Below are 18596 nucleotides of genomic sequence, written 5' to 3' on the forward strand. Positions count from 1 at the left end.
AGTTTCTTTTTACTCAATATAAGTTTAAAACTGGTAAACGAAGGCGTTAATATTCATTCCTGCCCCTACAGAAGCAAATAATACCACATCATCTTTCTGGATTCTATGATGCTCCAGTTCATCCTTTAAAATCATCGTCAGTAAAGTAGGAATGGTTGCTACACTGCTGTTTCCCAGTTTATGAATGACCATAGGCATTATATTTTCAGGAACCGGTAAATCATATAGCTGATAAAACCTGCTAACGATAGCCTCATCCATTTTCTCATTAGCCTGATGAATAATAATTTTATTTAATTGGCTGATTGAATATCCACTGCTGTCCAGACATCTTTTCATGGCATCAGGAACATTCACCAGGGCAAATTCATAAATTTTTCGCCCATCCATTTTGATGTATTTTGTATCCGGACATTTCTCATTGTTGTAAGATTTTCCAAAATACAGATAATCCTTCTCCTCAAAGGTATAAGAAGCTGATAAATGAGCCTTTATTCCTGAGTCATCATCATTGTTAACTTCCAGCACAGCTGCTCCCGCACCATCAGCATAGATCATACTGTCTCTGTCATGAATATCCGATACACGGGAAAGAGTTTCACCGCCAATCACCAAACATCGTTTAGCCATACCGGCTTTAATAAATGCATTAGCCTGTATCACTCCTTCAATCCAGCCGGGACATCCAAAAAGAACATCATAGGCCACGCAGAAATTATTTCTGATTCCCAATAAATGTTTTACCCTTGACGCAAGACTTGGCACCGCATCAGACTGAGCTGTTCCAAAACGAACATCTCCAAAATTGTGGGCAAAAATAATATAGTCTAATGTTTCAGGATCTATTCCTGCATTTTCAATGGCAGCCTTGGCTGCGATAAATCCAAGATCTGAAGTAACCTCTGTACTATGGGCATATCTTCTTTCTTCAATGCCTGTAATTTTTTTTAACTTGTCTGTAATAGATGTATTATTTTCTTTTAATAATATCCCCTTTTCATTAAGAAAAATATGTTTATCAAAAAATAGATTGGTTATCGTTTCAGATGGTATGTAGTTGCCTACACCAATAATCTTCGTCATCACTTTAAAATGTTTAACTTCCTGTTTTTAAATTAAGACTGCAGGAATAATTCTATAAATATAATGAATTAACGCAAATACTCATCAATATATTATAGAATGAAGCCTATTTACGATAAAATTCTAAACAAAAATACCAAATACACCGTTCAAAAGCAATAGGACATGCTTATATAAAAGAAAAAAAGAGGTTACCCATCGGAAACCCCTTTATTATTTTCAAAAACTGAAAATTATACTTTCATAATTTCAGCTTCTTTTGTCTTAAGATGCTCATCACAAAGCTTTACATATTTATCCGTAAAACCTTGAATTTCTTCTTCCACTCCTTTTACAACATCTTCAGAAACTCCTTCCAATTTTTTAAGTTCTTTCAAACCGTCCTGTCTTGCGTTTCTTACCGTTACTTTAGTGTTCTCAGCTTCTACTTTAGCCTGTTTTGCAAGCTCTTTTCTTCTTTCTTCTGTCAAAGGCGGAACATTCAGAATAATATTCTCTCCGTTATTAGAAGGAGCAAAACCTAAGTTTGAATTGATGATCGCTTTCTCAATCGCATTGATTGCAGTTCTGTCCCAAGGTTGAATAGAGATTGTCATTGCATCCGGAACAGAAACATTCGCAACCTGGTTGATAGGAGTTGGTGCTCCGTAATATTCTACCATTACATCCTGAACCATTGCCGTAGAAGCACGTCCTGCTCTAATTCTTTGAAATGCATGATCCAAGTGCTTTACAGCTGCATCCATGTCTTGTTTTACAGATTCTAATATAAGATCTAATTCTTCCATTATTATATTAAAGTTTGATAAATTACACATCTATTAATCAATCTGAATATCAATTAGTTAAAATTCGCAAATCCTGTAAACATCAGTGTTCTTTCACTGTTTTAAACTATTTTTTTCTATTCAGTGCTGCAAAAATAATAATTGTTTTTGAATAATAGGTATTTCACAGATGGATTTTGCGTACTTGTCTTTGCTTTGAAAAAAAGAAGGTTGCTTTTCATGATCTTAAGTGCAGAATTTCAGGTACAAATACCTATTATATATTTTGGTAATTTCTACTTACTGACATCCCATTTTATATAACTTATTTTACTCTATCATTTTTAATACAGTTTTGAATTTCATGTAAAATAATTCATAATCACTTTATATTAATTTTAAACCAATCACATTATGACAAATCCATCTTTAGATGCCTATCAACAAGTATTTGGTATGGCAGGTCTTGCAAACCGCGCAGGAGGCTACAACGGCCTAGGTATCCAATTACAATTACAGCTTCAGTATGACTTATCTTTTTATTTTAACAATGTTCCTCCTGTTAAAATAATGGGTCAGAAAGCACCTTCAACAGCTGATCCTTCAGTTCTTCCGGTATTAGGAAACTGGGATCTTGTCTGGGGACCTGCCCTGGTCGAAGAAGAGAATAATAATGTTCCTACAGGAGTTGCAGATAACGCATTATACGTAGTTAAATGTGATGCTGTTGCATTTCCGGGAGGCCCTACATTGCCTGCTTATGTTGTGGCTGTAGCAGCAACTAATCCATCATCACTTTACGATTGGGAAACAGAAGATTTCGCAGTTTCAGAAGTGGTAAACTGGACAACTTATAACCCTTCCGATCCCACTACATCACCATATAATGGCACAGATCCTTACATTTCAAAAGGCACTGCTACCGGTGTAGGTATCCTTCTGGGACTTAAAAGCCCTGATTTTGCGGCCTCACCTAACACGACACTGCAACAGTTTCTTGCAGGTTTAAATCCGGAACCGGGCACAGCCATTATATTTTGCGGACACAGCCTTGCAGGAGCATTATCACCTACCCTTGCCCTTTATCTGAAAGAAAACAAAAATCTGAATGCTTTCGGGGTAACCCTTGTATACCCTACTGCCGGACCAACTCCGGGTGAAGCGGTATTTGCAAACTTATTTAATAGTAAATTTCCACCATTACCGCCAGGATGGGAGGAACAAAAGGGTACTTACCAAAGCTGGAATACCATGCACTGGAATGATCTGGATGTAGTGCCTCATGCGTGGACAATATCAGAACTGGAGAAAATTGCAACTATATATGGTCAGGCCACTAGCAATATGACTCCTTATATATTACAAACTTTACAAAAAATGGCTATTGATGACTCTTCAAAATCAGGAGCCAGTTATACAAGAATACAAAACCAATCGCTTCCAGGCCAACTCCAAACCACTATCAAAACGCCTCCTGCAACTTTACAAGATTATATGCTTCAGCTAGCCGTACAACATGTTGCCATGTATAATGGCATTCCTGCAGCAGGACCTAATCCTCAGGTAAATGGCCTTATTTTACCACAGCCATTACCCAAACCGGATGTTGTAAATCTGGTACCAGGAGTAACTGCTGTCACTGAATCTGAGATGATTATAAAAATAATAAATCAGATCATTGAATGGATTTTGTCCCATTACACTTTGGTTGAAAAGGAAAATGCCACGCAAAATATTGAAGCAGATAAATAGGTATTCAAACTGCTATAAAAACAAAACACCTGTCACGATTATCGTGGCAGGTGTTTTTATATTTTTCTACTAAAATTGATTACAAATCAACCAAAGTACCTACAGTTTCTCCGTCTACAATTTTTGACAGGTTACCATCTTTATTCATATCGAATACAATGATTGGCAACTTATTTTCATGGCTCAAAGTAAAAGCAGTCATATCCATTACTTTAAGGTTTTTTTCAAATACTTCATCGAACGATAATGAATTGTATTTTACAGCATCAGCATTCTTCTCTGGATCACTGTCATAGATTCCGTCTACTCTTGTTCCTTTTAAGATCACATCAGCTCCAATTTCGATTGCTCTAAGCGTAGCAGCCGTATCTGTAGTAAAATAAGGGTTTCCTGTTCCTGCTCCGAAGATCACTACTCTTCCTTTTTCAAGGTGTCTTACTGCTCTTCTTTTGATGAAAGGCTCAGCTACTTTATCCATCTCGATAGCAGACTGAAGTCTTGTCTTGATTCCTGCATCTTCCAGCGCTCCTTGTAAAGCCATACCGTTGATTACAGTTGCCAGCATTCCCATATAGTCTCCCTGTACTCTGTCCATCCCTTTTGCGGCTCCTGCAACACCACGGAAAATATTTCCTCCTCCAATGACGATCGCAACTTCACAGCCTTTTTCGACTACTTTCTTGATCTCAACAGCATATTCCTGCAGTCTTTCGGTATCAATACCATATTGTCTGTTTCCCATTAAGGCCTCACCGCTCAGTTTCAGAAGGATTCTTTTATATTTCATCTTTTATTTTTAATAACTTTTTACTAGTAGGGATTTCCCCAGATTTTGATTTTGCAAATATAATCATTAAAAATTTTGATAAAAGAAAAATATTAAATAGAAATAATGTAAGAAATATTTTGAAAAGTACGAAAAAGGATTATTTTTGCATTAATTATAAATTGAGTTGAAGAAAATTATCATTTTTTCATTATTTCTATCAGGAATTGTTTCTTATGCGCAAACAGGAACAAATGTTTATCCGTTCTTAAATGTACCTGTATCTGCAAGACAGGCTGCTTTGGGTGGAGATGCAATTTCGATAAGAGATTATGATGTTTCCTTTGCTATTGCAAACCCTGCTCTATTAAATAGAGATTCTGACAAACAGCTTTCTGTAAACGCAACAGCTTATCTTGCCGATTCGAAATACGGAACTATTGCTTATGCCAAAGACTTTGATAATGGCCATATGGCTACCATCAATGCAAGGTATATGAGCTATGGAAGTATTCCGAGAACGGATGAAAGCGGGTTTGAAAACGGAGAATTCAAAGCTTCAGATGTAGCCATTGGTGCAGGTTATGCCTACCAGTTTGAAGAAGACTGGACAATTGGTGGAGGGCTTAATTTTGTCACCTCAAAAATTGACAACTATACTTCTTCCGCCATTTCAGGAACAGCGGGAGTTACCTATCATAATAAAAAAAACAAAGAAGTACTTTCTCTGGTCATGAGAAATTTTGGTTTCCAGCTGAAATCATTCAATGGAACAAGAGAAAATCTTCCTTTCAGAATTGATCTGGGATATACCAAAATAATCAAGAACTTCCCTCTTGCGATTACTATTACCGCACACGATCTTCAGAAATTTGACATTTCTTCAGAATATAACCTGGACGGCCAGAAAGTGAATGCAGGCAGAAAAATTGCAGACCACTTTTCATTGGGAGCTGAATTGTTTCCGGAGAAGAATTTCAACATCCGGTTGGGTTATAATGTAAAAAGAGGAAATGAACTGGCAGTTTCAGAACAAAGAAACTTCTCAGGACTTTCTGCAGGATTTGGAGTGAAAGTTTCCAGATTCCGCATAGATTATGCTCATGTAAGATACCACAACTCTTCGAACGTCAATCAGATAGGAATTTCCATGGACCTTTCCAGCCACAGAGGAGAGTAGTCTTTCCGGCTGAAATTTTCTTAATTATTCTGAAATTTTCTTACTTCCTCTTGATTTTTAAGAAAAAATCTTGAAATTTGCAGTATGAAAAAACCTGTAATTGCTATCGATGGGTACTCGTCTACCGGAAAAAGTTCTATCTCTAAAATCATTGCTGATAAACTGGGACTTATTCATATGGACACAGGAGCTCTGTACCGAGGAGTTACCTGGTATGCATTGCAGCACTGTCTGAACGAAAATGAAGAGATTGATCTGAACACACTATTCTCTTCTTTAAATCAAATCAGACTTGAGTTTAAAAACAACGACGGAACACTTATTCTTTTCCTTAATGACACGGATATCTCTAAAGAAATCCGCACTAATATCGTATCTGACAATGTAAGCCTTGTTGCCAAACAGAAAGAAGTAAGAGACTTTTTGCTGCAGTCACAACGCATTTTGGCAGAAAAAGGAGGTGTCATTATGGACGGACGTGACATTGGGACAGTAGTTCTGCCAAATGCAGACTATAAATTTTTTCTTACTGCCAGTATTGACGAAAGAACCAACAGAAGGTTTCTGGAACTGCAAGGCCTGGGGATAGAAGCAGATAAAGAGCAGGTAAAGCAGAACCTTATAGAACGGGATAAGATTGACAGCGAGCGGGAAATAGCCCCATTAAAGCAGGCTGAAGACGCTATCGTTATTGATAACTCAGCATTGACCAAAGAAGAAACTATAGAACTTATTTTATCTCACATCGAAAAGATTTAACAATTTTTAATAGGCTTAAAGCCTCCTTTGGTATACAAATTGTAAGTTTTATTACTGTAAAAACTAATCTATTATTAATTATTAAAAAACTTAAAATGTCTAGAAAAGGAAATAATACAGCAGGTATATTGGCAGGACTTCTTGCAGGTGCTGCGGCAGGTGTAATCTTAGGAATGCTTTACGCACCGGAAGAAGGTAAAGAAACCAGAAAAAAAATAAAGGATAAGGCAAATGATCTTAAAGATCAGGCTAAAAATAAATACGGAGAGGTTTCTGAAAAAGTAAAAGACCAATATGGCAATATTTCTTCTACTTTCAAAGAAACAGCTAACAGCGTAGCACATACTGTGAAAGACGGATATGACAAATACAAAGATCAGATAGTTTCTAAAACTGCAGATGTAGTAAAGGATGTAGAAGCGGAACTGAACGATCTAAAATAATAAGTAATTTATCTTTTTCAGGTAAATTACAGAAAGGAACTTTTGTGCAAAAGTTCCTTTTTTTGTAACTTTAAAAAAAAACAATGATAGAAACTATTAAAGAATACGCCTCCAAGAGAATAGATCTTCTGAAAATTGAAGCGACTGAGAAGTCGTCTCTTTCTGCCGGGCTCATTACTTACTTTGTAGTACTGCTTGTTGCTTTTGCTTTTTTTATTATCCTTTTCAATTTTGGAATCGCTTTCCTTATCGGAAAAGCACTGGATAATTACTCTTACGGATTCTTAATTGTTGCTGCATTCTATGCAGTGGTAATGGCATTTGTCGTTGCCTTCAAAACTAAGATTGTCAATACTGTTGCAGATCAGGTTATTAAATTTTTAAATCATTAAACTATGGGCAGAAATTACGAGAGCATAGAAGAATTAAGAAGAAAGAAAAAACTGCTTCAGGGTGAAATAAATGATCTTGAAAATCTTCTTACCTTCAAGAATACGAAAGAAAGTCTTAGTGCATTTACCAATGGGCTAAGCGATCAGTATCTTCAGGAAAAGATAGATGAAGACGGTGATGAAAAAGTAGTTCTGAGAAAGGACGTCATTGCCAAACAGCTTACCTCAGAAGTAAAAGATTTACTGATTAATAAAAATACTGCTGTAGGGCTTGCAAGTTCCGCTTTTAAAGGAGGAAACATTACGGACAGCCTTGTTAAACTGGGAGTTACTGCTATTGTAGGAAATTATGCAAAAAAGAATATGAAAAGCTCCAACTGGAAGAAAAAACTGATTGGTGCGGCATTGATCTACCTCGCTCCTATAGCGCTGAAGTATGTCAGAAAAAAAATGGAAGTATACCAGAAAAATAAAAGTGTTTCCAGTATGGAACAATTGATTTAAGGAATTAGGGCTTAGAAAAAATGTAAAACTATTTTCTAAGCCCTAATTTCTATATTCTATTTCGAAAATAACTGTCCTAAAATAATCCCGGCAGCCATTGATACATTCAGGCTTTCTGTAGATTGGGATTTTCCAAATCTCGGAATGCTGATACTTTTTTGTAAAAGTTTTTCGGTTTCCGGCCTCATTCCGTTTCCTTCGTTTCCTAAGATCAGGTTGATCTTTTCCGGTTTCTCAAACGTGTAGAGGTTCTCCCCTTCCATATCTGTTCCGATATTTACATTTTCTGTTGCCGAAAGATATTCCACAAGATCTGTATAAACAACATTAACTCTGGTAAAAGAGCCCATAGTCGCCTGAATCACTTTTGGATTGTAAACATCTACTGTATCTTCACTACAGACAATCTGCTCTATTCCGAACCAGTCTGCCAGACGTATAATTGTTCCTAAATTTCCGGGATCCTGTATTCCATCCAAAACCAGCTGTATATTCTTCTCCGTCATTTTTTCTTCCTCAGCGAGATAACATACCGCTACGGAATCTTTTGGCGTTTTAAGAAAACTAATTTTTTTTAATTCATTATCAGAGATATGGGTAACAGGAACATCATTCCGGTCCAGTTTTTGTGGATCGGTTGATAATATTTCTTTAACTTTAAAGTTAGAATTAAAAAGTTCACAAATGATTTTATTACCTTCAACCAAAAACAAATTGTATTTTTGTCTGAACTTCTTTTTATCTAAAGATTGTAAAACTTTTATTGTATGAGCTGTAAGCATTATAAGAATTCTCCTCAAAAATATTATAAAATTATCTCATTTGCAACATTTGTTGGTCTCCTTTATGCTTGTAGTACAACAAAAAAAGTTCCTGAAGGCGAATATCTGCTTACTAAGAACAGTTTAGGGTTCGAGGATAAGAAAGAATTTTTCGATGAAGAACTGAAAGATTATATTCAGCAAAAGCCCAATAAAAAGCAATTTCTTTTCATGCCATTAAGTCTCCTACTGTACAATATGGCTGATACGAAATACGATACGATACTTAATGAATACATGACCTATCCCGGTGAGATGAGAAATCAGAAACTGAGAGACTCTTTATTCCTTAAATACAATATGAAAAGCAGTGTTGGAAAAAGCCTGCTGTTTGATCGTTTATTGCACAACTGGGGAACACCACCGGTAATTCTTGACCAGACGAGAAGTGAAAAAAGCGCTGAATCTATAAAAAAAAGACTTACCTACAGAGGATACTGGGATGCGGATGTAACGTTTAAACATACCTTAGATTCCGCTTCTAAAAAAGCAGCCGTTAATTATTCCATCAAACATAACGATCCTACCCGGATCAAGGATTATTTTTATAATATTCCGGATCAGGGGATCAAAGGATTCTACAATTATAATCTGAACAGAAGTCTTGTGAGATCCGGACAGATTCTTGATCAAACCGTTCTTGAAAGAGAGGTAACCCGAATTACTGATCTGATGAGGGAATTTGGATTCTATAGATTCAATGCCTCCAATGATGAAGTTTATTTTGTAGCGGATTCTCTTAAAAACAGAAAGCAGGTTCCTTTGACACTGGAAATCCATAAAGACTCGCTGGATACTCCCTATAAGATTTCTACTTTCGGAAATATAGATGTGGCGATTGTAGATGAACCGGGCGATTATCCTAAAAATACAAAAAAAGACAGTTTAAGAAGAATACGATTCCATACGATGAATGATAAATATAAACTTTCATCCATATGGAGAGCTATTATTCCGGACAGTAAAAAGGTTTTCGACCAGACCAAACTGGATGTAACCAAGAGGAACCTTTTGGCAATGAACAATTTTAGTATCGTTAAAGCAAGAGACTCCCTGAGACAAGGAGGAATGGCTTCTCCTAACGACAGTATTGTTGATGTTTTATATGTATTGAAACCACTTCCAAAGTATGAGTTTAAACTGGGAACAGATATTAATTATTCTCAGATTCTAAATCTTGGGATCTCTCCTTCTGTAGATCTTACTACCCGAAATGTTTTTAGAGGTGCAGAAAACCTTTCCACGAGCCTTTCAGGGACATTTGGTTCTATCAGAAGTACTAAGGATATTGATAAGAGAGTTGCTGCCTACGAAATATCAGCTCAGGCATCCTTGAATTTCCCAAGGCTTTTGCTTCCTTTTAATTATTATAAATTCATTCCTAAACGATATACTCCTACTTCTTCTATTCTGTTGGGAGCATCCATACAGAACAATATCGGCTTGGGAAGGTTGATTTTCAATACCGGGCTGAACTATCAAGCCAGTGTAAATGATCAGGTGTATCATAAGCTTACTTTATTCAATACCCAGGTCAGTCTGACAAAAAATAAAGATGCTTATTATGATTACTTTGTGAATGACGGAAGGGTAAAAGATGAAGTTTTCGGGAATTATTTTATGTTTAACCCGGAAACTCAGCAAACCGGACAAGATTATAAAGATGGAAAACTTAGTGTAGATGAGGTTTCCAAAAAGATTATTGAAAATGATGCTTACCGTGGAAGTCTTAATCAGCAGGGAACAGATCTTTTGACAGCATTCAGAGGAACATTGGTGAATAAAGACAGACAGACGCAGGATGTACTTATTTCTTCCATGATCTATAACTTTGTATACAGTGAAATCGGGAAAAAAGAATATCCAAACGCATTTTATTTTAATGGAAAAGTGGAGCTTGCAGGTAATATTTTAAGCTTATTCAACAAAAAAGATAATAGCGGAGGGGTTGTTACCGGTCCTCAAAAAACCATTTTCGGATTACCCTATGCACAGTTTGTAAAATTTGATATTGACGCCAGAAAATATTTCAAATTCAATGGAAATCAGACATTGGTACTTCGCCAGTTTATCGGGGTGGGAATACCCTATGGAAATTCTCAGGACATGCCGATCATCAAGTCTTATTTCAATGGAGGTTCCAACGATATCAGAGCCTGGGTAGCATTTGGAGGATTAGGTCCTGCGGATTCTCAGGTTGATGAAAGAGTGCGTACTTATATGACAGACAATTTAAAGCTTACCACCAATATTGAATACCGAATTCCATTCAATAAAACTTATGAGGGAGCTTTGTTTACCGATATAGGAAATACATGGAGTCTTCGTAACTATAATGATGGATACGGAGATGAGTTTAAATTCAATAAGTTCCTGAAGCAGGTAGGTATCGGAAGTGGATTCGGATTAAGGGTTAATATCGCCTATGTAACGGCCAGAATTGACCTTGCATACAAGATCTATGACCCGAATAAACCTGATGGAGACCGATGGAGATTCAAATATTTCCAGCCTTTTAAGCCTACCGTTAATATCGCGTTCGGATATCCGTTCTAATCCGGAGAAACGCCTAAAATAAAATACACTACAGCAATCACACGGGCGAGGATTTCCCTCGTCTGATTTCTGTAGAAGCTTTCAGATTTTGTGACATCCTGAGCATCAAATCCCAAAGCGTTCATATCATTATTTCTCGCAAAGAACAAAGCTCTCAGGTTGTGATATCCCTGAGATACAATAATGACATTTTTCTTTTTATACACATCCTTACAGCGGAGAATACTTTTATAGGTATTGAAACCTTTAGGATCTTCCACAATAATATCTTCCGGAACACCTTCCAGATAAACCAGATAATTTTTCATTGCTCTCGGTTCATTATAGCCTTTACTCTTCTCCCCGCTCACTATGATTTTTTTGATCTTCCCATGATGATAAAGAAGAGCCGCAGCATCCATTCTTTTCGTAAAATAGGGATTGGATTTTCCGGATCTCATTTTCGGAGATGTTCCCAGAACAAGAGCAATTTCTCTGGGTGGAATTTTTGAGATTTTGGTATAGGTTCTCCCATTGGTAAGCCCGAAAACCCACACATTACAGAAGCATATCATTAGAATTCCCAACTCCAATGATATAAAACCCAGGTTAAATATGTTCCTAATAACTCTCAACTAAGATCAAAGTTAAGCTTTATTTTTTTACTTTTCACAATAGACATGCAAGCTAATATATGTCCCTGCTCTTCCTCTTTTTCGGTAAGATACTCATTTTCCAACAGTTCCACCTCTCCTTCTTCCAAAGAACACTCACAACTTCCACAAATTCCGGACTTACAAGAATAAGGAACCGGAAATTTCTGAATCAGAAGCTGTTGCAGGATTCTATCCTTGTTATCAGAAAGTTGAGTAGTATATTTTTTTCCGAGCATGGTAAATTCAACCTCTATATTTTCAATCAGAGGAAATTCTTTTTCTACTGGATAAATATCATCATTAAATTCCTCAAAAAGTTCAAAATGGATATTCTTTTTCGGAATCCCGTGGTGATAGCAAGCATTGGCTAGTGTCTTGATCATTTCTCCTTTTCCACAGATCAGCACTTCATCCACAGCATCCCAGATCGTAGATTCTTCGTCTGTATCATCCAGATGAAGAATCTGATTGATGATAAGATTTAGTTTCTTGGCATCCAATCTGCCATAAAAAAACTGATCCCCTGTATTCTCCTGCGAAAAGAAGTAAAAAATCTGAAGTCTGTCACCACATGTTCTGGCAAGATTATCCAACTGCTCCCGATACACCAGATCGTCAGAACTTTTATTTCCAAAAAATAAAAATAAGCGTGTTCTGGGTTCGTTGTGAAGAATATTTTTAAAATGACTCAAAATCGGGGTAATTCCAATACCCGCAGCAAAAGCTACAATCGTCCTGAACTCACTGGGTTTGGAAACCAGGGTAAATCTGCCTCCTGGATCACTCACCCACAGTTCATCACCTATAGTATAATTTTGAAATAACTGTGAAGCTGCACCTTCAGGAGCGTTGATCTTTATTCCCAGGCATATTTTTCCCTCATAAGGTGCCGAAGTCATTGAATAATCATTAATAACCTCTTTACCATGTGCTTGAAATCTTACACTAACGAACTGCCCTGCTTCAAATCTGAAATTTTCTTTTAAATTCTCAGGAATATCAAACTCCAGAGAAAAAGTATTTTTGGTCAGCTCTTCCTTTTTCGCTATTTTTAACGGATGAAACTGTATCAGTTTCCCTTTATAGATTTGTTGTTCCATAACTTCAATTCAAAAATAGATAAAAAATAATTTATGAAGAAGATAATTTTATCCACGTTACTTCTTACTGCATTGTACAGCTGTAAAAAAGAAGGTCAGAAAACTGAAAACAACACAGCTACAGACTCTCTTTCTGTATCTCAAAATACAGAACCTGAAGGAATTACAATTCTCCCAAAAGAACTTTCTCCTGAAAATGTCAGCCAGCATTTAGCAAAAAATAATGATACTTTATATGTCACCAACTTTTTTGCAACCTGGTGCGGCCCATGTATGAGAGAAATTCCGAGTTTTAAAAGTAAAATGGAAGAATTAAAGGGTAAACCTGTAAAATTCACTTTTATCAATCTTGATGATAAGGCAGAATGGGCTGGTGCAGTTAAAAATTTTGCAACACAAAACAAACTGGGTGGAAATATTATATTACTTGATGGACAAAAATTAGATCAAAATTTCTTCTCTTCCAATTTTAAACAATGGGACGGAGGTTCCATTCCTTTCACTTTTATGAGAAAAGGAGATAAAACCGATGAATATCTGGGAATGATGACGGAAGATGTATTAAATTCAAAAATCGATTCTTTTTTAAAATAAAAATAGACTGAGCTCTTTCTGAATCATGTCAAAAAGATTTAAAATCCTGTGTTTGCTATTCGTGATTGCCATTATTATTAGTGCTGTCATCAATCTGAACACGGGATTTTTAAGTTTAAATTTCCAGGATTTCTTCCTGGATTCTGCTCATAATCAAATCGCTGAAATCCGTATCAACCGAGTTCTCGTCATGATGCTGGCCGGAATTTCAATTCCTACTTCAGGTTTTCTGATGCAGGAATATTTTCAAAATCCACTGGCAGGGCCTGATATATTGGGAATTACTTCGGTAGCCAGCCTGTCTGTCGCCTTTTATATTTTCTTTTCCCATAATATTTTACTGCCTGAGTTTTTGCAGAACAGTTTTCTCAGCTTATCAGCTATTGGGGGAAGTTTACTCCTGATGCTGATATTATTATCAATGTCTAATAGATTTCAAGACAAATCTTATCTTATTATTTTTGGATTTCTTGTTTCTGCCTTTGCCGGGGCAATTGTATCACTGCTTCAGTTTTATGCAGAGAATCAAAGTTTGAAAAACTATATATTATGGTCTTTCGGAGCCAATAATATGGTGACCAGAAACCAGATTTATGTGTTACTTGTCTTGGTTTTAATTGGAATATTCATCTGTTTCCGGGCTATAAAACCTCTCATTGGAAACTCTCTCGGGAATTCCTATGCACAAAGTTTAGGAGTAAACCTGAAACAGCTGAAGCTTTTAATAATAATCGCTTCCTCTCTCCTTTCAGCTTCTATTACTGCATTTCTAGGACCTATTCTCTTTGTCGGAATCATTGTTCCTCATTTTTGCAGACTCGTTTACAACCCTTCAAAACTTTGGCAGCAGTGGATTCTTAATATGTTTCTGGGAATGCTGATCATGTTGCTTTTCTCAGTGATTGCAGAAAAAACACAAATACCTCTGAATGTGATAAGCTCTGTATTTGGAATTCCTGTGATTCTGATGATGCTTCTGAAGCAGAATAAGGTATAATAATAGTATATCAATCAATTCAAATTTAATGTAAATCAAGAAAATTACTCATGTATTTAAGAATAATTTTATAACTTTCTTCAGTGAATAAAAAGGAAAAACATTCATAATGTGTCATTCCGAAGGAATCTAAATCAACTTTGCAGAGATGCTTTCAGCATGACTCACTCAACCCGACTTATCGAACTATAAACGAAACAATGAATATCTTCTTTTAATATGCACCTACAGATCAAACAGGCAAATATCGGCTATAATACAACCTTAATCTCCAATGCTAATGCGGACTTGAAGCTTGGTGATGTATGCCTGCTGATTGGTAATAATGGTGTGGGAAAAACAACGCTGATCAAATCTATTCTGCATCAGCTTCCTTTACTGGATGGAGAGATTTCTATTAATGGGAAAAATGTAAAAAATCTTTCTGTAAAAGAAATTGCGGAGAATATTGCTATTGTTTTTTCAAAGTCGGTGATTCCGCAGCATTATACGGTTGAAGATCTTATTTCTCTTGGAAAATACATCTACTACCCTTTTTATTTTGAGCTTAAAAAAGAAGACCGTGAGGAAGTTGCCCATATCATTGAAGAACTGGATTTAAATCAGTACAGGTATACCCTTCTGAAAAATCTATCCGACGGAAACCTTCAAAAAGCATTTATCGGGCGGGCAATAACCCAGAATTCTCAGATCATTATTCTGGATGAGCCAACTACCCATCTGGACGAAAAAAACAAAATCATTATTCTTAAAACCTTGAGAAAACTGGCTAAAGAACAGAACAAACTTATCCTGTTTTCTTCCCATGACTGGAGGCTGGCTAAAGAATTTGCAGACAAGATATGGTATGTAAAGGAAAATCATCTGTATTCAGGAATTGTTGAGGATATTCTTCTCCAACATGATGAACTCACCAATGCATCGTTATTTCAAATCAATGAGACTTTTATTCCGCCTTTCATCTCGGCACCGCAGTTTCATAAAGAAATGCTGTATTCTCTGCTTCAAAAAAACTTTCCAAAAGACCTTTCTACGCTCAATTTTCACTTTCAGAATGGTTTTTGGGTTATTACTAAAGATTCAGCCAAGTATCAATGTGAATCTTTTGAAGAAATCGTTGATTTGATCCAAAACATTCATTAATACTAGATTTTCTTTGATTAATTCATATACTATGCATGCATAGTATTATGCAAGTCATACAATTTAACATATTTATTTTCAGGTTATTAACAAAATTTAACGTTAATAAATACTATGCATGCATAATATTTACTACATTTGGGTAAAACCATTGGCGCAAAAATGATGGATAATAATAAGGAAAAAATAGAAAACGTAGATTTAATTTTAAAGCAGACCTGGTTGGCTGTTTCTAAAATGTACACAGAACTAGCCCAGGAACATGATTCCACAGCGGTACAGGCGCTTACTCTTCTTAAAATTGATCCCAAAGAAGGAACCCGAAGTACCAATCTTGGTCCAAAGATGGCTATTGAACCCACTTCATTAACGAGAATCATCAAACTTCTGGAAGATAACGGATATATCTATAAGGAAAAGACAACCACTGATAAAAGAGAGGTTATCATTAAGCTTACAGATAAAGGATTAAACTCCAGAAATATGTCAAAGGAAGTCGTTGTCAACTTCAATAAGAAGGTGATGGAAAAAATAGCCCCCGAAAAGCTGGATGCTTTCAAAGACGTGATGACCGAAATAATGAAAATAGCAAACGAATTATTAAACAACAGAAAATAAATTATGATGGGACCTTTGGGTGTCATATAATCTTATAAAAATAAAAATTTACATATGAAAAGAAGAATCAAACATGTAACGGTTCTTGGTTCAGGAATTATGGGAAGCGGTATCGCTGCTCACTTCGCCAACATCGGTGTTGAAGTATCACTCTTGGATATTGTTCCTTTTGAACTTACTGAAGCTGAACAGAAAAAAGGTTTGACCAAAGATGACAAAGTAGTAAGAAACAGAATTGCTTCCGAAAACTTTGAAAAACTTAAAAAAGCAAGTCCTGCACTTCTTTATTCACCAAAGTTTGCAGACAGAATTAAAATCGGAAACTTCGATGATGATTTGCCGAAAATAAAAAATACGGACTGGATCATTGAAGTAGTAGTAGAAAGACTTGACATCAAGAAGTCCGTTTATGAAAAGATTGAACAGTTCAGAAAACCGGGAACATTGATTTCTTCTAATACTTCTGGTATTCCCATTCACTTCCTGACAGAAGGAAGAAGCGAAGATTTCAAAAAGTACTTCGCAGGAACACACTTCTTCAATCCGGTAAGATACCTTCCTCTTTTAGAGATTATTCCTACCAACGATACAGCTCCTGAGATCATTGATTTCTATATGAATTACGGAGCGAAATTCTTAGGTAAAACGACTGTTTTAGCCAAAGATACCCCTGCTTTCATCGCCAACAGAATCGGAGTATTCTCTATGATGGATCTTCTTCATAATGTACAGAAATTGGGCCTTACCGTTTCTGATGTTGATAAATTAACAGGTCCGGTGATCGGCCGTCCAAAATCTGCCACGTTCAGAACAGCTGACGTTGTAGGTCTTGACACCTTGGTTATGGTTGCCAACGGAGTTCGCCAGAGCGGTGCTGAAACCAATGACTTTAATGATGTTTTCGCTCTTCCAGCTTATATCCAGAAAATGATGGATAATAAATGGTTAGGTTCAAAAACTGAACAAGGTTTCTATAAAAAAGTAAAAAACGCAGAAGGAAAATCTGAAATTCACGGATTAAACCTTGATACTTTAGAGTATGAACTTCAAGGAAAATCATCATTTCCTACTTTAGAATTAACAAAAGCGATTGATAAACCAATTGACAGATTCAAAGTTCTGATCGGAGGTAAAGATAAAGCTGGAGAATTATACAGAAAATCTTTAGGGGCATTATTCGCTTATGTTTCGCACAAAGTACCTGAAATTTCTGACGAAGTTTATAAAATTGACGATGCCATGAGAGCCGGTTTCGGATGGGAAAATGGTCCATTTGAAATCTGGGATGCTGTAGGCGTTGCAAAAGGTATTGAACTGGCAAAAGATGCAGGATACGAAGTTTCTGACTGGGTGAAAAACGTAGAAACCTTCTATAAAGTAAATGATGAAGGACAAAGTATTTATGTTGATAAAAATTCAGGAGAATACAATAAAATCCCGGGTCAGGATGCATTCATCATCTTAGACAATATCAGAAAAAACAAAACACTTTGGAGCAATTCCGGTGCTTCTATTGAAGATTTAGGAGACGGAATCATCAACTTTGAGATCCGCTCAAAAATGAACTCTCTTGGAGGCGAAGTTCTTGATGGATTAAACAGAGCGATTGACTTAGCAGAAAAAGAATATGACGGATTGGTTGTAGGAAACCAGGGAACAAATTTCTCTGTAGGTGCTAATCTTGCGATGATTCTCATGATGGCTATTGAGCAGGATTGGGATGATTTGAATATGGCAATTGCTTACTTCCAGAAATCTATGATGAGGGTACGCTACTCCTCTATTCCTGTTGTAGTTGCTCCTCACGGAATGACTCTAGGTGGAGGATGCGAAATGACGATGCATGCAGACCGAGTGGTTGCAGCAGCAGAAACTTATATCGGACTAGTAGAAACCGGAGTGGGTGTCATTCCTGGTGGTGGTGGAACTAAAGAATTGACTTTAAGAACTTCCAGAGAATTCCACAGCGATGATGTGAAAAATAACAGACTTCGTGATGCTTTCATGAATATCGCAATGGGTAAAGTAGCCACTTCAGCATATGAAGCTTATGACATGGGTATCCTTGAAAAAGGAAAAGACATTGTTTCCGTAAGCAAAAACAGACAAATTGCTGAAGCTAAAAAAGTAGCGAAATTATTAGCAGAACAAGGATATACTCAACCTATCGAGCAGAAAGTAAAAGTTCTTGGTAAAGATGCATTAGGAATGTTCTACGTAGGAACTGACCAGATGCTAACCGGAAACTTCATCTCTGCACACGACAAGAAAATTGCAGACAAGTTAGCTAATGTAATGGTAGGTGGAAACCTGTCTGAACCAACAGTTGTTACAGAACAATATTTATTGAACCTTGAAAGAGAAACCTTCCTTCAGCTTTGTGGTGAAAGAAAAACTCTGGAAAGAATTCAGTATATGTTGCAAAATGGAAAACCTTTGAGAAACTAACAGGCAGCTCCGTAGGAGCAAACTGTTAATAGCATGAA

At 36.4% G+C, this 18596-nt stretch carries 18 protein-coding genes; 12 read left to right on the top strand and 6 right to left on the bottom strand.

Annotated elements, in window-relative coordinates; all coding sequences use genetic code 11:
• Positions 1–24: 24 nt before the first annotated feature.
• Positions 25–1086, bottom strand: a complete 1062-nt coding sequence (locus GFU89_RS04475; RefSeq protein ID WP_318846007.1) for a ketoacyl-ACP synthase III — start codon at positions 1084–1086, stop codon at positions 25–27.
• 230 nt (positions 1087–1316) lie between these two features.
• On the bottom strand, positions 1317–1871 hold the full coding sequence (gene frr / locus GFU89_RS04480; protein ID WP_318846008.1) for a ribosome recycling factor: 555 nt from the start codon (positions 1869–1871) through the stop codon (positions 1317–1319).
• A 393-nt stretch (positions 1872–2264) separates the two neighbouring features.
• On the opposite strand from frr, the gene GFU89_RS04485 reads away from it, so the two are divergent.
• Entirely contained in the window at positions 2265–3602 is a 1338-nt protein-coding gene (locus GFU89_RS04485; protein WP_318846009.1) for a lipase family protein, read from the top strand.
• Positions 3603–3681: 79 nt separating this feature from the next.
• Here the strand turns inward: GFU89_RS04485 and pyrH are convergent, their stop codons facing one another.
• The gene (gene pyrH, locus GFU89_RS04490) at positions 3682–4389 is read right to left on the bottom strand and encodes a UMP kinase (protein ID WP_318846010.1); all 708 of its coding nucleotides are present in this window, start codon (positions 4387–4389) and stop codon (positions 3682–3684) included.
• 166 nt (positions 4390–4555) lie between these two features.
• Here pyrH and porQ point away from each other — a divergent pair, with 166 nt between their 5' ends.
• The 5 genes from porQ (at position 4556) to GFU89_RS04515 (ending at position 7646) form a co-directional block, all read left to right on the top strand.
• Positions 4556–5548, top strand: coding sequence for a type IX secretion system protein PorQ (porQ, locus tag GFU89_RS04495; protein ID WP_318846011.1), 993 nt, complete (start codon positions 4556–4558; stop codon positions 5546–5548).
• An 84-nt stretch (positions 5549–5632) separates the two neighbouring features.
• Positions 5633–6307, top strand: coding sequence for a (d)CMP kinase (cmk, locus tag GFU89_RS04500; RefSeq protein ID WP_318846012.1), 675 nt, complete (start codon positions 5633–5635; stop codon positions 6305–6307).
• Between the two features lie 95 nt (positions 6308–6402).
• Complete coding sequence (locus tag GFU89_RS04505) at positions 6403–6750, top strand: YtxH domain-containing protein (protein WP_318846013.1); 348 nt, start codon at positions 6403–6405, stop codon at positions 6748–6750.
• Positions 6751–6833: 83 nt separating this feature from the next.
• A complete protein-coding gene (locus GFU89_RS04510) occupies positions 6834–7142 on the top strand; it encodes a phage holin family protein (protein ID WP_318846014.1) in 309 nt (102 codons plus the stop codon).
• 3 nt (positions 7143–7145) lie between these two features.
• A complete protein-coding gene (locus tag GFU89_RS04515) occupies positions 7146–7646 on the top strand; it encodes a phosphoribosyl-ATP pyrophosphatase (protein ID WP_318846015.1) in 501 nt (166 codons plus the stop codon).
• Positions 7647–7702: 56 nt separating this feature from the next.
• Here the strand turns inward: GFU89_RS04515 and GFU89_RS04520 are convergent, their stop codons facing one another.
• Complete coding sequence (locus tag GFU89_RS04520) at positions 7703–8428, bottom strand: RNA methyltransferase (protein ID WP_318846016.1); 726 nt, start codon at positions 8426–8428, stop codon at positions 7703–7705.
• Here GFU89_RS04520 and GFU89_RS04525 point away from each other — a divergent pair.
• Positions 8414–11023 carry a BamA/TamA family outer membrane protein gene (locus GFU89_RS04525; protein WP_318846017.1) on the top strand — a complete coding sequence of 870 codons (2610 nt, stop codon included), beginning with the start codon at positions 8414–8416 and terminating at the stop codon, positions 11021–11023. The two genes, GFU89_RS04520 and GFU89_RS04525, sit on opposite strands and share 15 nt — an antisense overlap.
• Here GFU89_RS04525 and GFU89_RS04530 read toward each other — a convergent pair.
• Entirely contained in the window at positions 11020–11577 is a 558-nt protein-coding gene (locus GFU89_RS04530; RefSeq protein ID WP_370647742.1) for a vancomycin high temperature exclusion protein, read from the bottom strand. The genes GFU89_RS04525 and GFU89_RS04530 overlap by 4 nt on opposite strands.
• A 56-nt stretch (positions 11578–11633) precedes the next feature.
• The gene (locus GFU89_RS04535) at positions 11634–12758 is read right to left on the bottom strand and encodes a ferredoxin--NADP reductase (RefSeq protein WP_318846018.1); all 1125 of its coding nucleotides are present in this window, start codon (positions 12756–12758) and stop codon (positions 11634–11636) included.
• Positions 12759–12791: 33 nt separating this feature from the next.
• On the opposite strand from GFU89_RS04535, the gene GFU89_RS04540 reads away from it, so the two are divergent.
• The 5 genes from GFU89_RS04540 (at position 12792) to GFU89_RS04560 (ending at position 18558) form a co-directional block, all read left to right on the top strand.
• Positions 12792–13352 carry a TlpA disulfide reductase family protein gene (locus tag GFU89_RS04540; RefSeq protein WP_318846019.1) on the top strand — a complete coding sequence of 187 codons (561 nt, stop codon included), beginning with the start codon at positions 12792–12794 and terminating at the stop codon, positions 13350–13352.
• Positions 13353–13377: 25 nt separating this feature from the next.
• A complete protein-coding gene (locus GFU89_RS04545) occupies positions 13378–14349 on the top strand; it encodes an iron ABC transporter permease (protein ID WP_318846020.1) in 972 nt (323 codons plus the stop codon).
• Between the two features lie 219 nt (positions 14350–14568).
• Complete coding sequence (locus tag GFU89_RS04550; RefSeq protein WP_318846021.1) at positions 14569–15492, top strand: ABC transporter ATP-binding protein; 924 nt, start codon at positions 14569–14571, stop codon at positions 15490–15492.
• 165 nt (positions 15493–15657) lie between these two features.
• Positions 15658–16110, top strand: coding sequence for a MarR family winged helix-turn-helix transcriptional regulator (locus GFU89_RS04555; RefSeq protein WP_034694513.1), 453 nt, complete (start codon positions 15658–15660; stop codon positions 16108–16110).
• 54 nt (positions 16111–16164) lie between these two features.
• Positions 16165–18558, top strand: coding sequence for a 3-hydroxyacyl-CoA dehydrogenase/enoyl-CoA hydratase family protein (locus tag GFU89_RS04560; protein ID WP_318846022.1), 2394 nt, complete (start codon positions 16165–16167; stop codon positions 18556–18558).
• Positions 18559–18596: the final 38 nt, after the last annotated feature.

This window comes from Chryseobacterium sp. JV558 (assembly GCF_033712365.1).
Classification (GTDB): domain Bacteria; phylum Bacteroidota; class Bacteroidia; order Flavobacteriales; family Weeksellaceae; genus Chryseobacterium.

Bases quoted from the DNA above. Each gene is read 5' to 3' on its own strand.
- GFU89_RS04545 (WP_318846020.1), top strand. From the start codon at position 13,378: ATGTCAAAAAGATTTAAAATCCTGTGTTTGCTATTCGTGATTGCCATT.
- GFU89_RS04550 (WP_318846021.1), top strand. From the start codon at position 14,569: ATGCACCTACAGATCAAACAGGCAAATATCGGCTATAATACAACCTTA.
- GFU89_RS04525 (WP_318846017.1), top strand. From the start codon at position 8,414: ATGAGCTGTAAGCATTATAAGAATTCTCCTCAAAAATATTATAAAATT.
- pyrH (WP_318846010.1), bottom strand. From the start codon at position 4,389: ATGAAATATAAAAGAATCCTTCTGAAACTGAGCGGTGAGGCCTTAATG.
- GFU89_RS04530 (WP_370647742.1), bottom strand. From the start codon at position 11,577: ATGATATGCTTCTGTAATGTGTGGGTTTTCGGGCTTACCAATGGGAGA.
- GFU89_RS04555 (WP_034694513.1), top strand. From the start codon at position 15,658: ATGGATAATAATAAGGAAAAAATAGAAAACGTAGATTTAATTTTAAAG.
- frr (WP_318846008.1), bottom strand. From the start codon at position 1,871: ATGGAAGAATTAGATCTTATATTAGAATCTGTAAAACAAGACATGGAT.
- GFU89_RS04560 (WP_318846022.1), top strand. From the start codon at position 16,165: ATGAAAAGAAGAATCAAACATGTAACGGTTCTTGGTTCAGGAATTATG.
- GFU89_RS04520 (WP_318846016.1), bottom strand. From the start codon at position 8,428: ATGCTTACAGCTCATACAATAAAAGTTTTACAATCTTTAGATAAAAAG.
- GFU89_RS04535 (WP_318846018.1), bottom strand. From the start codon at position 12,758: ATGGAACAACAAATCTATAAAGGGAAACTGATACAGTTTCATCCGTTA.
- GFU89_RS04515 (WP_318846015.1), top strand. From the start codon at position 7,146: ATGGGCAGAAATTACGAGAGCATAGAAGAATTAAGAAGAAAGAAAAAA.
- GFU89_RS04505 (WP_318846013.1), top strand. From the start codon at position 6,403: ATGTCTAGAAAAGGAAATAATACAGCAGGTATATTGGCAGGACTTCTT.
- cmk (WP_318846012.1), top strand. From the start codon at position 5,633: ATGAAAAAACCTGTAATTGCTATCGATGGGTACTCGTCTACCGGAAAA.
- GFU89_RS04510 (WP_318846014.1), top strand. From the start codon at position 6,834: ATGATAGAAACTATTAAAGAATACGCCTCCAAGAGAATAGATCTTCTG.
- GFU89_RS04485 (WP_318846009.1), top strand. From the start codon at position 2,265: ATGACAAATCCATCTTTAGATGCCTATCAACAAGTATTTGGTATGGCA.
- GFU89_RS04540 (WP_318846019.1), top strand. From the start codon at position 12,792: ATGAAGAAGATAATTTTATCCACGTTACTTCTTACTGCATTGTACAGC.